This is a genomic window from Mesorhizobium erdmanii USDA 3471 (assembly GCF_000472705.1).
Lineage (GTDB): Bacteria > Pseudomonadota > Alphaproteobacteria > Rhizobiales > Rhizobiaceae > Mesorhizobium > Mesorhizobium erdmanii.
In genome coordinates this window covers 406,026-426,044 of record NZ_KI421455.1, presented here as the reverse complement: position 1 = coordinate 426,044, position 20,019 = coordinate 406,026, and the positions used below count along the sequence as shown (strand labels likewise).

20 protein-coding genes are annotated in these 20,019 nt (G+C 62.4%); 11 read left to right on the top strand and 9 right to left on the bottom strand.

Features of this window, described 5'->3' with window-relative positions; genetic code table 11:
* From A3AU_RS1000000140690 to A3AU_RS0134755, 5 genes are all read right to left on the bottom strand, one after another.
* Positions 1-196 (bottom strand): helix-turn-helix domain-containing protein (locus tag A3AU_RS1000000140690; protein ID WP_027056973.1); only part of this gene is annotated, 196 nt, incomplete at its 3' end.
* Positions 197-324: 128 nt separating this feature from the next.
* Positions 325-630 (bottom strand): ATP-dependent Clp protease adapter ClpS, encoded by a 306-nt coding sequence (clpS, locus tag A3AU_RS0134770; RefSeq protein ID WP_027056972.1) that lies wholly within the window; start codon positions 628-630, stop codon positions 325-327.
* 154 nt (positions 631-784) lie between these two features.
* Positions 785-1,099: a hypothetical protein gene (locus A3AU_RS0134765; RefSeq protein ID WP_027056971.1), complete on the bottom strand. Its 315-nt coding sequence runs from the start codon at positions 1,097-1,099 to the stop codon at positions 785-787.
* 158 nt (positions 1,100-1,257) lie between these two features.
* A complete protein-coding gene (locus tag A3AU_RS01000000136745) occupies positions 1,258-1,566 on the bottom strand; it encodes a hypothetical protein (RefSeq protein ID WP_032918644.1) in 309 nt (102 codons plus the stop codon).
* 37 nt (positions 1,567-1,603) lie between these two features.
* Positions 1,604-1,903 carry a hypothetical protein gene (locus tag A3AU_RS0134755; RefSeq protein ID WP_027056970.1) on the bottom strand — a complete coding sequence of 100 codons (300 nt, stop codon included), beginning with the start codon at positions 1,901-1,903 and terminating at the stop codon, positions 1,604-1,606.
* Positions 1,904-2,246: 343 nt separating this feature from the next.
* Here A3AU_RS0134755 and A3AU_RS0134750 point away from each other — a divergent pair, with 343 nt between their 5' ends.
* Together A3AU_RS0134750 and A3AU_RS0134745 are read left to right on the top strand one after the other, a co-directional pair.
* Positions 2,247-2,963 (top strand): response regulator, encoded by a 717-nt coding sequence (locus A3AU_RS0134750; RefSeq protein WP_027056969.1) that lies wholly within the window; start codon positions 2,247-2,249, stop codon positions 2,961-2,963.
* Positions 2,960-4,369: an ATP-binding protein gene (locus tag A3AU_RS0134745; protein WP_027056968.1), complete on the top strand. Its 1,410-nt coding sequence runs from the start codon at positions 2,960-2,962 to the stop codon at positions 4,367-4,369. The genes A3AU_RS0134750 and A3AU_RS0134745 overlap by 4 nt, the downstream gene beginning before the upstream one ends.
* A gap of 12 nt (positions 4,370-4,381) precedes the next feature.
* On the opposite strand, the gene choV is transcribed toward A3AU_RS0134745, so the two are convergent.
* The 3 genes from choV to A3AU_RS0134730 form a co-directional block, all read right to left on the bottom strand.
* Positions 4,382-5,563 (bottom strand): choline ABC transporter ATP-binding protein, encoded by a 1,182-nt coding sequence (choV, locus tag A3AU_RS0134740; RefSeq protein WP_027056967.1) that lies wholly within the window; start codon positions 5,561-5,563, stop codon positions 4,382-4,384.
* Entirely contained in the window at positions 5,560-6,414 is an 855-nt protein-coding gene (choW, locus tag A3AU_RS0134735) for a choline ABC transporter permease subunit (RefSeq protein WP_027056966.1), read from the bottom strand. Before choW ends, choV begins: the two co-directional genes overlap by 4 nt.
* Before the next feature lie 132 nt (positions 6,415-6,546).
* The gene (locus A3AU_RS0134730) at positions 6,547-7,482 is read right to left on the bottom strand and encodes a choline ABC transporter substrate-binding protein (protein WP_027056965.1); all 936 of its coding nucleotides are present in this window, start codon (positions 7,480-7,482) and stop codon (positions 6,547-6,549) included.
* A gap of 272 nt (positions 7,483-7,754) precedes the next feature.
* On the opposite strand from A3AU_RS0134730, the gene A3AU_RS0134725 reads away from it, so the two are divergent.
* The 8 genes from A3AU_RS0134725 (at position 7,755) to A3AU_RS0134690 (ending at position 18,176) form a co-directional block, all read left to right on the top strand.
* Complete coding sequence (locus tag A3AU_RS0134725; RefSeq protein ID WP_027056964.1) at positions 7,755-8,366, top strand: thymidine kinase; 612 nt, start codon at positions 7,755-7,757, stop codon at positions 8,364-8,366.
* Between the two features lie 374 nt (positions 8,367-8,740).
* Positions 8,741-9,130: a c-type cytochrome gene (locus A3AU_RS0134720; protein WP_027056963.1), complete on the top strand. Its 390-nt coding sequence runs from the start codon at positions 8,741-8,743 to the stop codon at positions 9,128-9,130.
* A 299-nt stretch (positions 9,131-9,429) separates the two neighbouring features.
* Entirely contained in the window at positions 9,430-10,518 is a 1,089-nt protein-coding gene (locus A3AU_RS0134715) for a hypothetical protein (protein ID WP_027056962.1), read from the top strand.
* A 40-nt stretch (positions 10,519-10,558) separates the two neighbouring features.
* Positions 10,559-11,704 carry a hypothetical protein gene (locus tag A3AU_RS0134710; RefSeq protein ID WP_027056961.1) on the top strand — a complete coding sequence of 382 codons (1,146 nt, stop codon included), beginning with the start codon at positions 10,559-10,561 and terminating at the stop codon, positions 11,702-11,704.
* Positions 11,705-11,728: 24 nt separating this feature from the next.
* Positions 11,729-13,639, top strand: coding sequence for an AAA family ATPase (locus A3AU_RS0134705; protein ID WP_027056960.1), 1,911 nt, complete (start codon positions 11,729-11,731; stop codon positions 13,637-13,639).
* Between the two features lie 9 nt (positions 13,640-13,648).
* Positions 13,649-14,953 carry a DUF6638 family protein gene (locus A3AU_RS0134700; RefSeq protein ID WP_027056959.1) on the top strand — a complete coding sequence of 435 codons (1,305 nt, stop codon included), beginning with the start codon at positions 13,649-13,651 and terminating at the stop codon, positions 14,951-14,953.
* A gap of 104 nt (positions 14,954-15,057) precedes the next feature.
* On the top strand, positions 15,058-16,182 hold the full coding sequence (locus A3AU_RS0134695) for a DUF2333 family protein (protein WP_027056958.1): 1,125 nt from the start codon (positions 15,058-15,060) through the stop codon (positions 16,180-16,182).
* A gap of 314 nt (positions 16,183-16,496) precedes the next feature.
* Complete coding sequence (locus tag A3AU_RS0134690) at positions 16,497-18,176, top strand: formate--tetrahydrofolate ligase (RefSeq protein WP_027056957.1); 1,680 nt, start codon at positions 16,497-16,499, stop codon at positions 18,174-18,176.
* Positions 18,177-18,245: 69 nt separating this feature from the next.
* Here A3AU_RS0134690 and A3AU_RS0134685 read toward each other — a convergent pair whose 3' ends face one another.
* On the bottom strand, positions 18,246-18,890 hold the full coding sequence (locus tag A3AU_RS0134685; RefSeq protein WP_027056956.1) for a cysteine hydrolase family protein: 645 nt from the start codon (positions 18,888-18,890) through the stop codon (positions 18,246-18,248).
* A gap of 129 nt (positions 18,891-19,019) precedes the next feature.
* On the opposite strand from A3AU_RS0134685, the gene A3AU_RS0134680 reads away from it, so the two are divergent.
* Positions 19,020-20,006 (top strand): helix-turn-helix domain-containing protein, encoded by a 987-nt coding sequence (locus A3AU_RS0134680; protein WP_027056955.1) that lies wholly within the window; start codon positions 19,020-19,022, stop codon positions 20,004-20,006.
* Positions 20,007-20,019 lie beyond the last annotated feature (13 nt).

Here is a 20,019-nt window from a genome sequence, read left to right as displayed (position 1 = left end):
CGTGATTGAGCGGCGCTCGCGGCCGATCGTGCAAACCTTCCGGACCAAACTCCCGATAACGCCCTAGCCATTTGTAGCCGCTCTTGCGCGAGATGCCGTAGGCCGCACACAGCTGCGTCATCGTCTCCTCGCCAGAAAGGCAGTCCACAACAAACCGGAGCCGCTCATCCATGATGCCAGTCTCTCGCCAAACCATCGCCGGTCCTCCCGGCGGACAAGAAAACTGTCACCCATCTAATCAGTCCATTCTGTTACCTATCTATCCGGTTCGGACACCGGACATTTCTCCCCGTATAGTGACGGGGAGAAAGACGCTGCCCTTCCCTACTCCTCCGGCTCGGTCGTGAACAGCAGCGGATAGCCCTTGGCCTTGCCGGCATCGGTAGCCCGCGTCGCCTTGGTTTCGGCAATATCCTTGGTGAAGACCGCAACCACGCAGACGCCGCGCCGGTGCGCGGTGATCATGATCCGGTGCGCCTGGTCCTCGCTGAGCTTGAACTCGCCCTTCAGCACGGTCACCACGAATTCGCGCGGCGTGAAATCGTCATTGATGAGAATGACCTTGTAGAGCTTTGGCCGCTCGGTTTGCGGCTTGACCTTGGTTCGCGGTTTTGTGGTGATTTCAGGCATTGGAGCCTACAATTTGGGGAGCCGACGGTCTCGCGATCGGGCTGTGCCTCGCATTTTGCCACGGGCGGCAGCGATCGTCCATTTTGATTGACGTGCGGGCCGCCGGCGGGCAGCCCGGTCATTCACCCTAATGTGGGAAATCGTCGGACGCGGTTCAACGGCCCTGTCGGCCGAAGACGCGGCGATTTGCTTCGGCATCCGCACGGCGTTCCAGCCATGCCGCGATCGGCCATCCGGCAATGCAGATCAAGGTCACGACGAGCAGCACGATGAGCAGCCACGCCTGCACGGGCGTGATGTAATCCCAATTGCTGGAAATCACCGGCGCGAACAGCGAGGGCTCGGTGCGCCCGCTCGCCGGATCCGGCACCGGGCTGGCGGTGAACAGAATAAGCACCCTGGCGACACCGGTGGCCACGAGGCCGCCGATCACCATGGAACGAAAAATGGACGAAAGCCGCTTCTTCATGCGGGCTGTCCTAAACGGCCGGTGTTGAAAACAGGTGAACTGCGATCGAGGTTAATGGCTGTAAGCCGCTGGTGTTCAGCTCATCGACCATGCACTTGGCAGAAGGCCGCCCCAGCCAGTGCGGCTGGAACGGCCTCGATAGAGCAGCTCCGGATCGATCAGGGCTTCTTCTTGGGAGCCGTGGCCGGAGCAGTGGTGGCCGGAGCAGTGGTTGTGGCAGCCGCCTTCTTGGGGGCCTTCTTGACCGGGCACTTGTGCTTCTTGGTTGCCTTGCAGACGGTCTTCTTGGCGACCTTCTTCGGAGCAGCCTTCATCGGAGCGGTGGTCGTCGCGGCAGCAGCCGGGGCGGTGGTCGTCGTAGCCGCAGCCGGGGCAGCGGTCGTGGTGGCAGCAGCGTTGCCGAGAGCAGGCATCGAGAAGGCGAGAGCAACGGCCAGGCCGAGGGCGGACAGGATGGACTTGTTCATGGCTTCATTTCCTTTTTAGCGGGTCGAATTACGAGCTTCACTGAACCGGGTCGTTCGGTGTCACTCCAAGCAGCTTCAGGGCGTTGGCGAGCATCCGGATGCCCTGTGCCTGTTTCTTGGCGGCGCAGTACCGGTTGCCCTTTCTCTGAAGTGCCTTTGCCGCGGTGACCTGCGTTGCCGTGGCATGGGTTTCGAGGGCTTCATCAAATTGGTGGCTGAGATTGGCGCACCGTTCGCTCCGGGTGAGCGGCGCCTTTGCGTCCGATTGACCGGCAGCGGCAGTGGCCAGGCCGAGACCCAGCAACGCTCCCAATAAGCTGATCGACAATCTTGGCATTGGTTTATCCGTAACCCGGAGACTAGCGTCGCAGCCGATGACCTGACCGCCACGGCACCGTTATGCCGCCCTACCTTTTCAGGAGTTTTTCCCGATTGTAGAATTTTGTTTCTGGATTGTGTCTGGCGGGCCGGCTGATGCGTACCGCCCAAAACTGGTTCCGGTTTTGGGAGAGTGACACGCGTCGAAACAAAGGGCTTCGGCACGGCCATGGCTTTCCATGTGGAGAAGGTCGAATTCGTTCTCCCTTGAAATCCAAGGCACTGGCCAACATATGGCCCGAATTCTATCGTGTGGCTCACCGGCCAGGAATGACTTGGCTAGCAATCGAGACAGGGCACCCGTGAAATCCGACGCACACATACTGATCGTCGACGACGACAAGGGCATCCGCGACCTGCTTCAGGAGTTCTTCCAGAAGCGGGGCCTGCATACTTCGGTTGCCGCCGACGGCACCGAGATGGAGACCATCCTGCGCCGCACGCAGGTGGATCTCATCGTGCTCGACGTGATGCTGCCCGGCAAGAGCGGGTTGGAACTGTGCCGTGACCTGCGCGCCCAGTATACGACGCCGATCATCATGCTGACCGCCGTCACCGAAACCACCGACCGCGTGGTCGGCCTGGAGATGGGCGCCGACGACTATGTGCCCAAACCCTTCGATCCGCGCGAACTCCTGGCCCGCATCCGCGCCGTGCTGCGGCGCAACGGCGCCACCGAGCCGAAGCGCGCCACCAGCAAGCAGATCTACCATTTCGCCGGCTGGACGATGGACTGTTCGCGGCGCCGGCTGACGGCGCCCGACGATGTCAGGGTCGAGTTGACCATGGCTGAATTCAACCTGCTGCAGACCTTCGTCAAGAGCGCCCAGCGCGTGCTGACCCGCGACCAGCTCATCGAACTCTCCGGCGGCGACAGCGACTATTCCTTCGACCGCAGCATCGACATCCTGGTCTCCAGGCTGCGGCGCAAGATGGAAGATGACCCGAAAACGCCGAAACTGATCCTGACGGTGCGCAGCGGCGGCTATCAGTTCCTGCCCGAGACGACCTTCGAATGAGACGTCTCCTGCCGCAGACCTTGCCTGTCTGGGTGCTGCTGATCGTCATTGCCGGCCTGTTGATCAGCCAGGTCGCGACCCTCTACATCGTGTCGCGCGACCGCGCCGCCGCCAACGACGTGGTCGACCTCTACCGCCTCAATGACCGCGCCTTCTCGCTGGTGCAGCTGATGAGCGGCGCCACGCCCGCGGAGCGCAAGGCAACCGCCGCGGGCCTGTACAACGCGGCTTACGCCCTCACCGTTTCGGACACGCCCGCCGTCACCTCCTCGATCGCCGGCGACGACGAACTTGCCGAACTCGAGGACATCCTCGTTGGCCGGCTGTCGAAGTTCGGCGTCACCGACGCGCGCGTGCGGCGCGATCCGGCGACGCGCGAGGCCGACGACGCCAGCGGCGCCGTATCCGGCCCCGACATAGGCCAGGTCGAGCGCGACCTTCTGGTGCTGGCCGCCGATTTCGCCCAGAGCGACAAGCTGACGGCCTCGCTGCGCTTCGCCGACGGCCAGTGGCTGAATTTCACCGAGCCGATCACGCCCGTCGGCCCGATCCTGAGCTTCGACAGCCTGCCGCTCTATTCGCTGATTGCCGGGCTGGTGGTGATCATGTCGATCTGGTCGCTGCGCCGGCTGACGGCGCCCTACCGGATGATGGAAACCGCCGTGAACAGGATCGGCAAGGATTTGAAGAGCCCGCCGATCGCCGAATCGGGCAGCCGCGAGGTTCAGGCCGCGGCGAGAGCGATCAACGCCATGCAGGCGAGGCTGCGAGAATATGTCGAAGACCGCGAACATCTGGCCGCGGCACTCGCGCATGATTTGCGTACGCCGATGACACGCATGCGGCTGCGGCTCGAACTGTTGCGCAAATCGGCGGTTCGCGAAGCGCTGACGCACGATCTCGCCGATGTCGAGAGCATCGCCAGTTCGGTGATCGACTTCGCCACTTTCGAGGTGAACGAGGAAAAGACCGAGCGCATCGACTTCTGGTCGCTGGTGGAATCGATCGCCGATCCCTATCCGGAGGTCTCGTTCGACAATGACGACACCCGTTCGCGCGGCCTGATCTGCATCGCGCGGCCGGTGGCGCTCAGGCGTTGTGTCACCAATCTAGTGCAGAACGCCGTCACCTACGGCAAGAAGGCGCATCTCAGCCTGCACCGCTCGGACGGCACGATTACGCTGACCATTCGCGACGAAGGACCGGGTATACCTCAGGCCCAGATCGACGCCGTGTTCGGCTCTTTTGTCCGTCTGGAACAATCCCGCAACCGCCAGACCGGTGGCCTCGGGCTCGGCCTGACCATCGCCCGAAACATCGCGCGTGCCGCCGGCGGCGAGATCCGCCTGTCCAACCATCCGGACGGCGGGCTGCTGACGGAGCTACGGCTGCCGCTGGCGGCCTGAGGCAGGATTGCCTTACCGCCGCAGCACCGCGCTCAGCACATCCCTGATGCCGATCGCACCGACGAAGCGCGACTGATCATCGAACAGCGCCACGGGTGCTGTTTGCGAACGGTGCATGGCCAGCATCACGGTTTTCAGCGAGGTGCCGGGATTGGCCCAGAACACTTGCGCTGCCTCCTCCGACTGGGCCTCGACATCGGCGCAGGACACCCATATCGCCGGTTTGCCGTCGCGTTCGGCCGCCGCCACCAGCCCGTGCTCGTCGATCTTGAAGCGTGTCGTCTTGCGCCGGTCCAGCCACACCCAACCGTTGTCGCCATGCTCGAGGTCGCGGCTGTCGCGCATCACGTTCCAGGCCGTCAGTACCGAGAGCGGGTTAACATTGGCGATGAAGTCGCGGACGTAGTCGTTGGCGGGGCGCAGCACGATGTCTTCCGGCGCGCCGGTCTGCACGATACGCCCGCCTTCCATGATGGTGATGTGGCTGCCGATCTTCAGCGCCTCTTCCAGATCGTGGCTGACGAAGATGATGGTCTTCTTCAACTCGGCCTGCAGCTGCAGCAATTCGTCCTGCAGCTTGGTGCGGATCAGCGGGTCGAGCGCCGAAAACGGTTCGTCCATCAAAAGGATCGGCGCCTCGGTGGCAAACGCCCGAGCCAGCCCGACGCGCTGCTGCATGCCGCCCGAGAGCTCATGCGCGTATTTCTTCGACCACTGGTCGAGATTGACCAGCTTGAGCTGGCGCTGCACGCGTTCCTTGCGCTCTGGCTCTGGCACACCGGCGAGTTCGAGGCCAAGGCCGACATTTTCCTCCACCGTGCGCCAAGGCAGCAGGCCGAACTGCTGGAACACCATCGCCACCTGCTTCTGGCGCAGCCGCCGCAATGTGGCCTGGTCGCAGGTCACGACATCGACGATCTTGTCACCGTCCTTGACCAGCACCTGGCCGCGCGACACCACGTTGAGTCGGTTGACGGCTCGCAGCAGCGTCGACTTGCCGGAGCCGGACAGGCCCATCAGCACCGAGATCTCGCCCTCGTGCACGGTGAGGCTGGCGCCGGCGCAGCCCAGCACATTGCCGGTCTTCTCCAGGATTTCGGCGCGCGTGGCGCCCTTGTCGATCATCGCCAGCGAGCCGGCCTGGTCGGCGCCGAAGACGATATCGACGTTCTTGAAGTCGACGGCGACGGTCATTTCTTGCCTCCAACGCCAATGCGGGTCATTCGGTCGAGCACGATGGCAAGCACGACGATGGCGAGGCCCGCCTCGAGCCCGAGATCGATGCGGCGCGAGCCGAGCGCGCGGTTGATTTCGGTTCCGAGCCCGCCGGCGCCGATGAGGGCCGCGAACACCACCATCGACAGCGACAGCATGATCGACTGCGTCAGCCCGGCCATGATGGTGGGCAGCGCCGAGGGCAGTTCCACCTTCCACAACAGCTGGCTTTTGGTGGCGCCGAACGCCTCGCCGGCCTCGATGATCGACTTCGGCACCGAAACCACGCCGAGATGGGTGAGCCGGACCGCGGTCGGGATGACGAAGATGATGGTGACGATGAGGCCGGGCGCATTGCCGAGGCCGAACAGGGTCAGCACCGGGATCAGGTAGACGAAGGTCGGCAGCGTCTGCATCAGATCGAGCACCGGCAGCATGATGCGGTAGACCTTCGGCTTGTGCGCCGCCCAGATGCCGAGCGGCACGCCGATGGCCATCGCCATGGCGGCGGCGGCGACGACCAGCACCAGCGTCTGCACTGTTTGCTTCCAGAGGTTCTGGTTGATGATGAAGATCAGGCCGAGGAAGACGCCGATGGCCAGCGGCCGCGACCGCTGCAACAGCCAGGCGACGATGGCGATGACCAGCGCCAGCAGCACCGGCGGCACCATCAGCAGGATGTTGACCAGCCCGTCGAGCAGGAAATTGAGGCCATTGGAGAAGGCCCTGAATATAGTATCGAAATTGTCGGTCAGGAAGCCGAAAAAGGCCTTTCCCCAGGCGCCGATCGGGATCTTGTGATCGACCATGAATTGCGAAATCGGATCCATCTCACCCCTCTTCGTCCAGGAGCCGTCCTGCTCTCGGCTCGCGCAACGTCATCTTGTCACAGGATATGAAAAAGGGCAGCCTTTTCTAAGATGGCTGCCCTTCCTGGTTCGGCTTTGCCGAATTCAGTCGGCTCAGCTTCCGAGCGCTTTCTTGACCGCGGCCGCGGCGTCACCGCCATCGAAGGTCGTCACGCCGGCGATCCAGGGCGCGACCGCGTCCGGATGCTTCTTCAGCCAGTCGGTCGCGACCGCCTGGGCGTCGCCGCCCTTGAGGATGGCGTCCATCATCTGGCCTTCCATGTCCAGATTGAACTTGAGGTTGGCGATCAGCTTGCCGGCATTCGGGCACTCGGTGGTGTAGCCCTTGCGCACATTGGTGAACACGGTCGCGGCGCCGAAGCCGCTGTCGCCCATGCCGTCGAGATAGGTGATCTTCATGGCGCCCATCACCGGATGCGGCGTCCAGCCGAGGAAGGCGATCCACTCATTGCTCTTCATCGACTGCTCGGCCTGCGTCAGCATGCCTGCCTCCGAGGATTCGACCAGCTCGAAGCCGTCGAGCTTGTCCTTGGGGTTCTTGATCATGTCGAGGATGATGCGGTTGCCGTCATTGCCGGCCTCGATGCCGTAGATCTTGCCGTTGAACTTGTCCTTGAACTTGCCGAGGTCGGTCAGCGACTTGACGCCGGCGTCCGCGACATAGGTCGGCACGACGATGCCGTAGCCGGCGCCGGTAAGGTTCGTGCTGATGGTCTCGACCGAGCCATCGGCGGTATAATCCTTGATGTCGTTGGTCATCGACGGCATCCAGTTGCCGAGGAAGACATCGAGGTCCTTGTTTTTCAGCGACGCCATGGTCACCGGCACCGACAGCTGGATCGTCTTCGGCTCGTAGCCGAGCGCGGTGAGCAGCACCGAGGCCAGGCCCGTGGTGGCCTGGATGTCGGTCCAGCCGACATCGGAAAGACGCACCGTCTTGCAGCTTTCGGCGTCACCTGCAAAGGCGGCGCTCGTGGACAACAAAGCCGCCAGGCCGAGGCCGGCGGCGAAGGAATTCATACGCGACATAGTTAGTCTCCCATTGTGATAATTTGGCGAAGCGTGGTTACGGTTTCTCTGCCCGCCTTGTTTCGCCAGCCAAACACCATTCTGGTGTGGATTCAAGCGTCAAGGCAATCACGATCAACGGCGCGGACTGGCCAATCAGCGACACGGTTGACGCTTTTGTCGTGCCGGACAGTTTTTTCCGGAGCGGGCAGTTTGGGACCAGTCTGCTTTTTCAGGGGAGATGCGGCGGCGGCCTCTCCCCGCCCAGGGCCAAGTCGGCTTAGAAGAGGAGCATGGCCAAGCTCTACTTCAACTACGCGACGATGAATGCCGGCAAGACGACGATGCTCTTGCAGGCGTCGTACAATTATCGCGAACGCGGCATGATGACGATGCTGTTCGTCGCCGGCCACTATCGCAAGGGTGACAGTGGCCTGATCTCGTCGCGCATCGGGCTGGAGACGGAAGCCGAGATGTTCCGCGACGGCGACGACCTGTTCGCCCGTGTCGCCGAGCATCACGACCACACGACGGTGCATTGCGTCTTCGTCGACGAGGCGCAGTTCCTCGAGGAGGAGCAGGTCTGGCAGCTGGCCCGCATCGCCGACCGGCTGAACATTCCGGTGATGTGCTACGGCCTGCGCACCGATTTCCAGGGCAAGCTGTTCTCCGGCTCGCGCGCGCTGCTTGCGATCGCCGACGATCTGCGCGAGGTGCGCACCATCTGCCGCTGCGGCCGCAAGGCAACGATGGTCGTGCGCCTCGGCGCCGATGGCAAGGTTGCCCGCCAGGGCGAACAGGTGGCGATCGGCAAGGACGTCTATGTCTCGCTTTGCCGCCGCCATTGGGAAGAAGAGATGGGCCGCGCCACGCCGGACGATTTCATCGGCTTCATGAAATCCTGAATATCCCCTGCCATCGCCGTCAGGCCGCCAGGACTGGCCTTGCCGGGAACCGCCAGCCCAGCCGGACGCCAAGTGTCACCACGGCGATCAGTGCCATGCCGGCGGCCTGCCGACCGGTCCTACCGTTGCACCTACTCCAGCGCCTCGCTGCTTGGCTTGATCGCGGTCGTGCAGGCTGCATGATTTCCTGCGCCGTGACCTGGCACGGCAGGCCTGACCAGCATGGTCATGCGTCCCGGCGTGGTCCTCGCTGCTACATTGTCCTGAAGTAGGATAGGAAGAGTCGGAGCAATCCTGCCATGATGCAACGTTCGTTAAGGGCTCAGTCCTATCCTGCACCATTCTCGTCCCAGCCAGAGTTCTCCGGGTCAGCCATGCTTCGAGCCGTTTCCTCCGCCAGCCTTCTCCTCCTTGTGGCCACTGTTGGCGCTCATGCCGGTGGCGATCCGGCGCTCGGAAAGAAAGTCTTCAACCGCTGCATCGCCTGCCATGAGGCAGCCACCGACCGCGACAAGGTCGGCCCGCATCTCTTGGGTGTGGTCGGCCGCACCGCCGGCACGGCCGAGAGCTTCCTTGGCCATTATTCCGAAGCGATGAAGGCCGCGGGCGCGGCCGGTCTCGTCTGGGACGAGGCAAATCTTGCCGAATATCTCAAGGCCCCGAAGCTGAAAGTACCGGGCAACAGAATGGCGTTTGGCGGCCTGACCAATGATGACGACATCGCCAATGTCATCGCCTATCTGAAGGCCGATCCGAAACCCTGAGCGCGCATGGCAGGACGGCGATGGCTTTGCCAGCAACCGGTTCAATTGCCTGCGAATGCAACATCTCCGCGACGTCTGGCGCCGGTGATTTGCCGGTATAAAGGTTCAATGACAGTTGAACCAGGCCAAGCCGGCCGGGCTAATCACGCCATGATCCCACCTTCATTGTCTTTCAAGGCCTTGGCGGATTCTTTTGTTTTCACGCTGCCACTGTCTTCACGTCTTTCAATCCCCGGATGCCCCACATATATTCGCCGCTGTTCGCAACCAGCGACCGGAAGCCGAAGCGGGAGGCCCCTATGGCGACATTGCAGAATTTCGATGCCGAAATTGCCAAGACCAAGCAGGTCGTCCAGGACATGCGCGCCAAGATCGAGCAGTCCGGCACCGTGCTCGACACGCTTGCCACCGCCGACAAGAAGATCGGCGACGCCAATTTCGACATCGAGAACGCCCGCATCGAGGATGTGCTGAAGCAGCAGAAGGTGATGGAAGGCAACATTGCCGACCTCATCATCGGCCTCGAGGACGCCACCAACGTCTTCGGTGCCGAGTTCGAGAGCATGAAGAACTACACCGGCTGGGAGAACTTCGTCGGCGTCTTCTCCAGCCAGCGCAAGCAGCGCATGCGCACCGATCGCGTCCGCAACATGTCGCTGGCCGGCAATCTGCAGGAACTGCTGGCCAAGTCAGACACCATCGTCGGCATCCTGAAGGCGCAGAAGGAGGTCCTCGACCAGCGCTACAAAACCTCCGAGAACAGCCTGTCGCAGGTGATCGAGCGCCGCAAGACCACCATGACCAACCTCGAAGCCGTGCAGAAGCGCATCGAGGAGCTCAACCCGATGCTCCTCGACATCGAGAACAAGATCGCCGCCTCGACCAGCCAGAAGGACCGCACGCAGCTTGAGGGCGAGCGCTCCAAGCTCGCCACCGAATACAATGAGAAGCAGGCCAAGGAGCAGGAACTGCTGGCCGAAAGCCAGACGCTCGAACGCTACACCTCGATGTTCCAGACCTTCGTCGATTCGCTCAACAACCAGATCGCCGCTCAGTCGACGCTGATCAACAAGCTGACCATCGATACCGAGCAGCGTATCGTGCTCTACAAGGCGCTGGAAGATTCGCTGAAAACCGCCGCCCAGCAGGACGTCGCCCACAAGATCAATACGCTGGGCAGCCAGGTCGACAACACGGCGGAAGAAACCATGGCCGGCATCGGCGCCGCGTCGCAGAAGCACATTGGCGATCTGCTCGAGATGCACGAGAAGAACATGGTCGCCAGCGCCGATATCCAGCGCCGCAAGAAGCTGGCCGACGATGCCTTCGCGCGCCGCTTCGACGAAGTGCTGAAGAAGCACAATTCGGCCAACTACGTGCAGTCATAATTGCCGCGCGCACCGGTGCGACAATCCCAGGGCTGACACAATGACCCCCGAAAACGACGCGGCGGCGCGGTATTTCTCGGCAATCACGGCCGCGCTCAGCGGCCTTGAAGTGTTCATGCGCGACGACCGCTCGCCGCTCTACCGGCACGGTATCGTCGCCAGGATCGTTGCCGAGTACATCGCCCGGCTCGACAAGTCCTTCGGCTGCTGGCGCAACCGCCTTGGCTTCATGGACACGTTCCGCATTTCGCGCGCCGAGAGTGGCTTCCCGGTGTTCCAGAACCTGCTCGAACTGGAAAACGACCGCCGCCAGGCCGACAGCCGGCTTGCCAACATCCCGAAGGCCGGCGAATTGCGGGACGAGATGGCCGACTTCATCCTGCGCCACAAGGAATTCCCCGAGGCGCTGCAGAAGTCGATGGCCGAGCGGCTCTATCTCGAGGACGTCAAGAGCGAGCAGACCTTTGGGCCGTTCACGCTGGCGCAAACCGCCAAGGTCTCGGTCAATCCGAAAACAGCGCGGCCCTACTATCTCGTCCACTGGGCGACCTTCGACGGCAGTGCCAACCTGCCGCTGGTCTACATGGTGACGGTGGAGGATTCTTCTGAGAGCATGATCCGCCAGCTCGTCGACCGGGACGGCAAGCTCAACGAAAAGGTCGACATCCCGCTGCCGGTCGACGGCCTGCTCAATCCCGAGCTGGCGCATCGTTTCGACGATTTCACCGAGAAGAACTCCGCCTATACGCTGTCTCCGGCGACGATCGCGGTCAATCTCGACAAGGATTTCGAGCCGCTCCACCCCAAACAATTGCGCCGCGTCGTGCTCGGCCCCTTCTATTCCGCGGGTATTACCGACAACAATTCGACGGTGGCGGAAGTGCTGGCCAAGGTGCGCAAGCCGGAAAACGCCTGGCTTTTGACCTGGACCATCCAGGAGGTCTACTCCAAGGGCGAGAAACCCGGCCGCAAGGGGCTGTTTTCCAGCGAAAAGACGACGCAGGAATTCTTCATCAACACCGATGACCTGGAAGCCGCGCGCCAGGGCGTGTCGAGCTACGAGAACCACGCGCTGATCCCGCACGAGGCCTACCAGGCGCTCTACGCCGCCGGCGAGGCACAGAAGATCTTCGGCGGCTACAAGGTTCACATCCTGTCCAACGGACAGGTCATCTCAGATGTCTGACCGTCACACCACGGAGCATCCTTCATGGACACCGGCCTGACCACCATTGCGGAAGCGGCGATCGAAAAGCACCGCGCCACCGCGCAGAGCTTCATCACCCGCATCGTCGTGCTGGAGGATCCGTCGCGCGAATCCGGCACGGCACTGGCCGGCACCAACCGCCGTTTCGTCTCCACCGTTTCGGTCGGCTCGGTGCGCCGCACGCGCGAGGTCGAACTCACGAAGACCGTCGGCGCCGTCCATCCCGACGATCAGTTGCTGACCATTACACAGCACACGCTTCTGTTTCGGGCCCGGCGCGGCACGGCGATTGCGCTCGCCGTGTCGGATGTCTTCGCCGAAGGCTCCGACCTCGAAAGCCTGCAGGCGAAAAACACCCGTGCGCCGCTCGAGGGCGACGAAGCTTCAGCCTTCAAGAAGCTTCTCTCTGCCTCGGCCTACATCTCGGCTTTCAGCCTTGCGTCCTATCTGTTCCAGCTGATCGACAGCGACGGCGAGGCGCCCAACGATATTCCCGAGCCGGATTTCCTGTTCGACACGCCGCAGGACGCGGTGAAGTCGATCCTCGCCGGCCTCGACAAGGCGATTGCCGGCTCGAAGGACGATGCCGACCTGGCGACCAGGGCACGCGCTTTCGCCCGCGTCTCCATCGACGGACTGTTGGCCAGAAAAGGCCGCTTCGACGGCATCGGCCCGTTCGAGAACGCCCATATCCGCATCGAAGCCGACGATTTCACCCTCGATGGCTTCGACGTCGCGCCCGGCAAGCGCTCTAAGCCGCTGGTGATGACCTTCAAGAAGCCCGAAGAGGTCGTCGGCAACCACATCGCCAAATACCAGTCGGTCAAGCTCGCCAAGATGCTGATGGCCTATGATTTCGAACGCGAGCTGAACCCGTTCGTCGAGCTCGGCGGCTTCCTGTTCACCTTCATCGGCGACGGCGCGCCCGGCACCGGCAAGACGACGTTGATCCAGATGATCGCCGGCCTCGTCAACGATTACTGCCAGGTCGCCGGCTACCCCTTCGCCTACGAGAATTTCGGCGTCGACCAGATCTCGTCCTATCAGGGCAAATCCGGCCAGAACTGCCGCCAGTTCATCAACAATGTCCTGAACCCGCGCATCATCGGCTTCGGCACTATCGACGACATCGACCAGGTGGCGGCGCGCCGCTCCGACGACCGCGCCTCGGCTGGCCAGCAGGAGATCACCGGCGTTTTGATGGATGCCTTCGCCGGCGCCGCCACCGTGGTGCGCGGCAACTGCTCGTTCGGCATGTTTTCCAACTATCCCGAGAATGTCGACGACGCGCTGCGCCAGCGCGCCGGCGCCCGTTGGCTGGTCGACGGACCGCAGACCCGCGACGACTATATCGACATCTTCGTGCTGCTCGCCGGCAAGAACCACGAGATCCCCCTGGGCAAGCACGAGCTCTATGCGGCGCAGGAAATCCAGCGCGCCGTGACCGAAGCCTATGAGGAGCACGAAAAGCCGCAAGAGGACGGCCTGATGAAAGTCTACGAGCGCTACATGAAGGAGAACGGCGCGCCCAAGACCATGGCCGATATCGGCACCTACCTCCACCTGATCAAGGATGCCGAGCCCCGCTTCACCGGCCGCGCCATCAAGAACGTCACCGACGCCATCAAGATGCGCGCCATGGACATCGAACTTCCCGACGACTGGTTCGAACAGCCGGAAGCCTTCATGCACAAGGGGTATGACGAGAAGAAAGCCATGATCGAGGATCTGCGCGGGCCGTTCTCGCTTGACATGGTCATGCAGGAGATCAACCGCTACGCCGATTCCGAGTTCCGCTATTCCGACAAGTCCGACGACGCCGCGGTGGAAAAACTCCTGCGCGACGCAAGGCTGCGCGAAAGGGCAGCGCGCGAGATGGAGGCGATGAAGAAGAAGGGCAGTTGGAATGCCTAAAGGTGCGCAATGACCTCCGCCAAAAAACCCGACCTTCTGCGCGATAACGAGCTGATCTACGGCCGCTTGCTCACCATCGACGAGCCGCATCTGATCGATCGCTACAACAAGGCGCTTGCCGCCTTCGGCCTCAATCCCACCAAGCTGAAGAGCTTCCAGATCGACCGCACCGGCTTCTCGCCCGAAGTGGCCGAGGAGTGCGGCGACTATGATTATCTCGACCCCAACGAGGTCAATCGCCGCTTCATCATCCTGACACCGTCGCAGATCGACCTGCCGGTGGTGCACACCGCCTTCTCCAATACCTCGCTGCTGATGTTCGAGTTCATGTCCAAGAACCAGCGCGCCATCGACGCGCTGACCATCAAGGACGTCATCTACGGCGAGATCGAGGACTCCGTTCCCAAGGTCAACGACATCGAGGACCTTTTGTCGATCAACCAGGTCGAGTTCAAGGTGCTGTCGGCGGAGGATGTGCTGGGCAAGGCCGCCGAACTCGGCAAGCTCGTCGACCGGCTGAAGCAGGAGCCCGATGCCTGGCGCGACGATACCATGCTGAACCGCATGGTGGAGTTGGCGAAGATCTGTGGCGATATCAGAGAGAACGCGCTGGTGCCCGACCAGGTGATCTTCCGCCACAATGCTTATTGGACCAGCCATTTCGGCGGTCTCTACGTGTTCGTCGACCCCGACATGACGACGGTGATCAGCGATCCGGCCGCCCCCGGGTTTCGCCGCTCGCGGCCGTGGCAGGTCAGCTACCTCTCGATCAAGGACGCCGACAAGGTGTTCAAATTCCTGGCCTCGACTGGCCGCATCGAGCTGCCGCGCGCCTCCTGGATCGAGGCATCAGGCTATCTCGAGCACCGGGCCGAGATGGTGGTGCGCGCGCTGATCCGCGACGCCGAGCCGGACCGCAATCTGACCGATGTCGATAAGGTCTGGCTGCAGACCTGGATCCAGAGCCATGCCGACCTGATCACCAGGGACGGCAATTTTCCCTTCCTCAACGCCGCCAAGCGCGAGATCGCCCAGCTTGGCCACCTCAAGATCGAGGACGTGTTTCCCCAGCAGCGCTTCCTGGTGATCCGCGCCAAGCCGGACCATCCCGACGCCTGGCTGACCAATCGGCTGATCTCGGATTTCGTGCCGTCGGACTTCGTCTCGCGCTACATCTTCAACAAGGACGGCTTCTACAAGGATTATGACGGCTTCAGCGACGCCTGGCGATCGCATGTTGTGGACGTTCTGAAAACCACATATTTGAAGGACAAGGTGGCGTTTCGCACACGCCTCTACGGCCTGACTGACTAGACCGAAATGAACCATGATTTCGTTCTGATTTATTGTTTTGACGCATGGTGTTGCCCAGAAAGTCTGCAACTTTTTGGCATCATGCTTGAGGGGTGACGATAGCCATGCTTGATCCGATCGTGAACTTCTTCGTCAAGGTTTTCCAATGGATCGGCCGCGGCATCGGTCTTCTGATCGGCGTCATCGTGTGGCCGTTCCTGTGGGCCGGACGCTGGTACGCGCAGCGTGGCTGGATCCTCAAGGCCGTGGTCGGCCTTGCCCTGCTGGTGCTGATCGGCCTCTACGCCAACTTCTTCTACGCCACCCAATGGTGGAACAAATTCGACCCGAACTATCCGGACACCTACACCTTCGAGAAGCGCAATGTTTCGGCCGGTGAGCAGGTCGCCGCCGGCACCGGCACCGACACGGCCAAGACCTGCGGCAACTCCGGCATTGCCCAGGTGGCCGCCGACCTGACCGATTTCAATGTCAATCAGAATGCCTGGATCTCGTCGATGATCCTCTACAAGCTTGGCCTGTTCGGCATCAACTGGGACGACACACCATGGATGGACAACAAGGCGTCGTTCCAGCGCGGCATCAACCAGGCGGTGCGGCGCACGGCGACCGAACTCGCCGATAATCTCGGCCGCGTCCGCACGACCTCACAGATCGATGCCGACCTGCAGGACGCGCGCGGAAATCTGCAGTTCGACGAATTCACCTGGTACTTCGGCGTCAGCCCGTTTGGCCCAAAGACGCCGACGCCGAGCTATTATCGTGATGCGGTGCGCAAGCTGCGCTCGTTCAACGCCCGCCTCGCCACTTGCCAAGCCACGTTCGATGCCCGTGCCGACAACCTCAAGCAGTATATCGATCGCATTGCATCGGATATCGGCTCGACCTCGGCCATCCTCAAGGAGCGCGCCGAGAACCATAACAATGGCTGGTTCGACACCCGCGCCGACGACCGCTACTGGTTCGCCTATGGCCAGCTCTATGCCTATTACGGCCTGATGAAGGGCGCCCAGGCCGACTTCGAGGACGTCCTCAAGGAAAAGCACCTGCAGAGCCTGTGGGACACGATGGACGCGCAATTCGTCTCGGCGCTGCGCATCCAGCCCTTCATCATCGCCAATGGCCGCGAGGACGGCTGGCTGCTGCCGACGCACCTGACGACGATGGGCTTCTATATCTTGCGCGTGCGCTCCAACATGGTCGAAATCAGCAACGTGCTGACGCAGTGACACTTTGAGCTTCGGCCCAGGCGATGGCGGATTTGCGCCGTCGCCTCTGTCGCATTCCGTGCATTGTGCGGCTGTTTTGAGACGGCGGAAACCCCGTCGCTCTGGCTTCTATACGGCGCGGCAAGCGGAGCCAGCAAGAACCGAGGACAGGTCGGCCGGCCGCAGAGGAATTTTCTCTAGAGGAAACATAGTTGCATGAAAGTTGACGTCACGGCAGCGACAGGGTTAGATGCCCGCGCTCCCGGTTCCAACCTGCTTGCGATAGAGATCAACCCCATCGTCCCCTCCACCGTCCAATCCAGAGGAAAGCCGTCATGGCCGAAGTGAAGTCCGACATCGAGATCGCGCGTGGCGCCAAGAAAAAGCAGATCCAGGAGATCGGCCAGAAGATCGGCATCCCGACCGAGCATCTGCTGCCCTATGGCCACGACAAGGCGAAGGTATCAGCCGAGTTCATCAAGTCGGTGAAGGGCAACAAGGACGGCAAGCTGATCCTGGTCACCGCCATCAACCCGACACCGGCCGGCGAAGGCAAGACGACCACCACCGTCGGCCTCGGCGATGGCCTGAACCGCATCGGCAAGAAGGCGATCGTCTGCATCCGCGAAGCCTCGCTCGGCCCGAATTTCGGCGTCAAGGGCGGTGCCGCCGGCGGCGGCTATGCACAGGTGGTGCCGATGGAGGACATGAACCTCCATTTCACCGGCGACTTCCACGCCATCACCACCGCGCACAATCTGCTTTCGGCGCTGATTGACAACCACATCTACTGGGGCAATGAACTCGGCATCGACACCCGCCGTGTCGCCTGGCGCCGCGTCATGGACATGAACGACCGGGCGTTGCGCGAAATCATCTGCTCGCTCGGCGGCGTCGCCAACGGCTATCCGCGCGAAGCCGGCTTCGACATCACCGTCGCCTCGGAAGTGATGGCGATCCTGTGCCTGTCCACCGACCTGAAGGACCTGGAAAAGCGCCTTGGCGACATCATCGTCGCCTATCGCCGCGACAAGACGCCGGTCTTTGCCCGCGACCTCAAGGCCGACGGCGCCATGGCCGTGCTGTTGAAGGACGCCATGCAGCCGAACCTCGTGCAGACGCTGGAGAACAACCCGGCCTTCGTCCATGGCGGCCCGTTCGCCAACATCGCGCATGGCTGCAACTCGGTCGTCGCTACCACGACGGCACTGAAGTTGGCGGACTATGTCGTCACCGAAGCTGGCTTCGGCGCCGACCTCGGTGCCGAGAAATTCTTCGACATCAAGTGCCGCAAGGCGGGCCTCAAGCCGGCGGCCACCGTCATCGTCGCCACCGTGCGCGCCATGAAGATGAATGGCGGCGTCAAGAAGGAAGATCTCGGCAAGGAAAACGTCGAGGCGGTGAAGAAGGGCTGCGCCAATCTCGGCCGCCACATCGAGAACATCAGGCAGTTCGGCGTGCCGGCGGTGGTTGCCATCAACCACTTCTATTCCGACACCGACGCCGAGATTCAGGCGATGAAGGACTATGTCGCCTCGATGGGCGAAGAGGCGATTCTGTGCAAGCATTGGGCCAAGGGCTCGGCCGGCATCGAGGAACTCGCCAACAAGGTGGTGGCGCTGGCCGAATCCGGCGCCTCGCAATTCGCGCCGCTCTACCCCGACGCAATGCCGCTGTTCGAGAAGATCAACACCATCGTCCAGCGCATCTACCGCGGCTCGGAAGCGATCGCCGACAAGTCGGTGCGCGACCAGCTCAAGGCCTGGGAAGACGCCGGCTACGGCAATCTGCCGGTCTGCATGGCCAAGACCCAGTACTCCTTCTCGACCGACCCGAACCTGCGCGGCGCGCCGACCGGCCATACCGTCCCGGTGCGCGAGGTCAGGCTTTCGGCGGGTGCCGGCTTCGTCGTCATCATCTGCGGCGAGGTCATGACCATGCCCGGCCTGCCGAGCAAGCCGTCTTCGGAAAAGATCTTCCTCAACGAGGCCGGCCAGATCGAAGGCCTGTTCTAAAATCCTTTAACTCCCAAAAATACCAAAGGGCGCCGCAACGATGCGGCGCCCTTTCTGTTTCCAGGGATTTTACGCCGCGTTGCGCGCCAGCGCCCGCTGGTTGGATGCATGGATCGTGTCGCGCTCCGGCAAGGCGCCGGTCTTCAGGCACTCGACCCATTCGGCGGTCTTCAGCACCGCGGCGAAGCGCGACTGCAGGATAATGGTCACCACGCGGTGGATCTCCTCGGCTGAGGCATAGCCGGCGCTGTTGGCGTAGGGCACAGAACCGGTCGCATCCGACAGGAACTCGACGGCAAAGCCCATATGCACGGCGTGGATAATCGTCGACAGGTCGCAATTATGCGTCATGTAGCCGACGACCGTGAGCGTATCGACGGCGTTGGCGCGCAGCCATTCTTCAAGGTTGGTGCCGGTAAAGGCGGAAGGCAGCATCTTCTCGACATAATGGTCACGGCCACGCTTGGCGATTTCCGGATGCAGTTCTCCGCCATGGCTGCCCTTGGCGAAGATCGGTGACGTCTCCGGCGCCATCTGCTTGACGACCACGACCTTGATGCCCGCGGCCGCCGCGGCATCCATGGCGCGCGCCACATTGACGACGCTGTCGCGGAACGGCGGATGCTGGATGGCCAGGTTGCCGCCATCATAGTCGTTCTGGACATCGATCACGATCAGCGCACGGCGCGGCGTGGTGTTGGCTCTGTCAGACATGGTGTTTTCCTTTCCGGATAGAATGCAATGGGCCGAAGATAGACCGGTCGATGATCCATCAAAAGTGGCCCGATTGACATCGTTCGAAAGAATTAGGACAATTCGTTTTCTCGCCACGGGAAGCAGCCCATGACCGCTCCAATCATTGCCGTCCTCGCCTTCGACGGCATCAGCCCGTTCCACCTCTCCGTGCCCTGCCTTGTCTTCGGCGCCGACCGCACCAGGCTCGGCCTGCCGCGCTTCGACTTCCGTGTCTGCGGGGTCGAACAAGGCATGATCCAGACCGATGCCGGGCTGAGCATCCTTGTCCCGCACGGGCTATCCGCGCTCGACGATGCCGACATCGTCATCATCCCGAGCTGGAGGGATCTCGAAGCCCCTCTAGCCAGGCCTCTCGACGAAGCGCTCGGCCGCGCGCACCGGCGCGGGGCGCTGGTCGTCGGGCTCTGCCTCGGCACCTTTGCCATCGCCGCCGCAGGCCTGCTTTCGGGCCGCAAGGCGACTACGCATTGGGCTTATACGGACCAGCTGCAGGCCCTGCACCCCGACATTTCGGTCGATCCCGATGTGCTCTATGTCGACAATGGCGACATCGTCACCTCGGCCGGCGTCGCCGCCGGACTGGACTGCTGCCTGCATATCGTGCGCACCCGCTATGGCGCGGAAGTGGCATTGCGGCTCGCCCGGCACGTCGTGCTCTCGCCGCACCGCCAGGGAGGTCAGGCGCAGTTCATCGAGCGCCCGGTGGCAAAGAGCGCCGACGCCGACCGTTTCACCCAGGCGCTCGACGCCGTGCGCGCCGCGCTCGGCGAAACGCACAGCCTCGACAGCGTCGCCGAGGCCGCCGGCCTGACCCGGCGCACCTTTACCCGCCGCTTCCAGAAATCGATCGGCACCAGTTTTGGCGACTGGCTGACCAACCAGAGGATCGAACTGGCACAGCGCCTGCTGGAAGCGACGGAGAAATCGATGGACATCGTGGCCTTCGAGGCCGGCTTCGGCAGCGCTACCTCGCTGCGCCAGCATTTCGCCGCACGGCTCCGGACATCGCCGGCGCGGTACCGGCGCGAATTTTCCAGGCGGGCCGATCAGGACACGCGCGTGGCGCACACCTGATTGCTTGGAATGG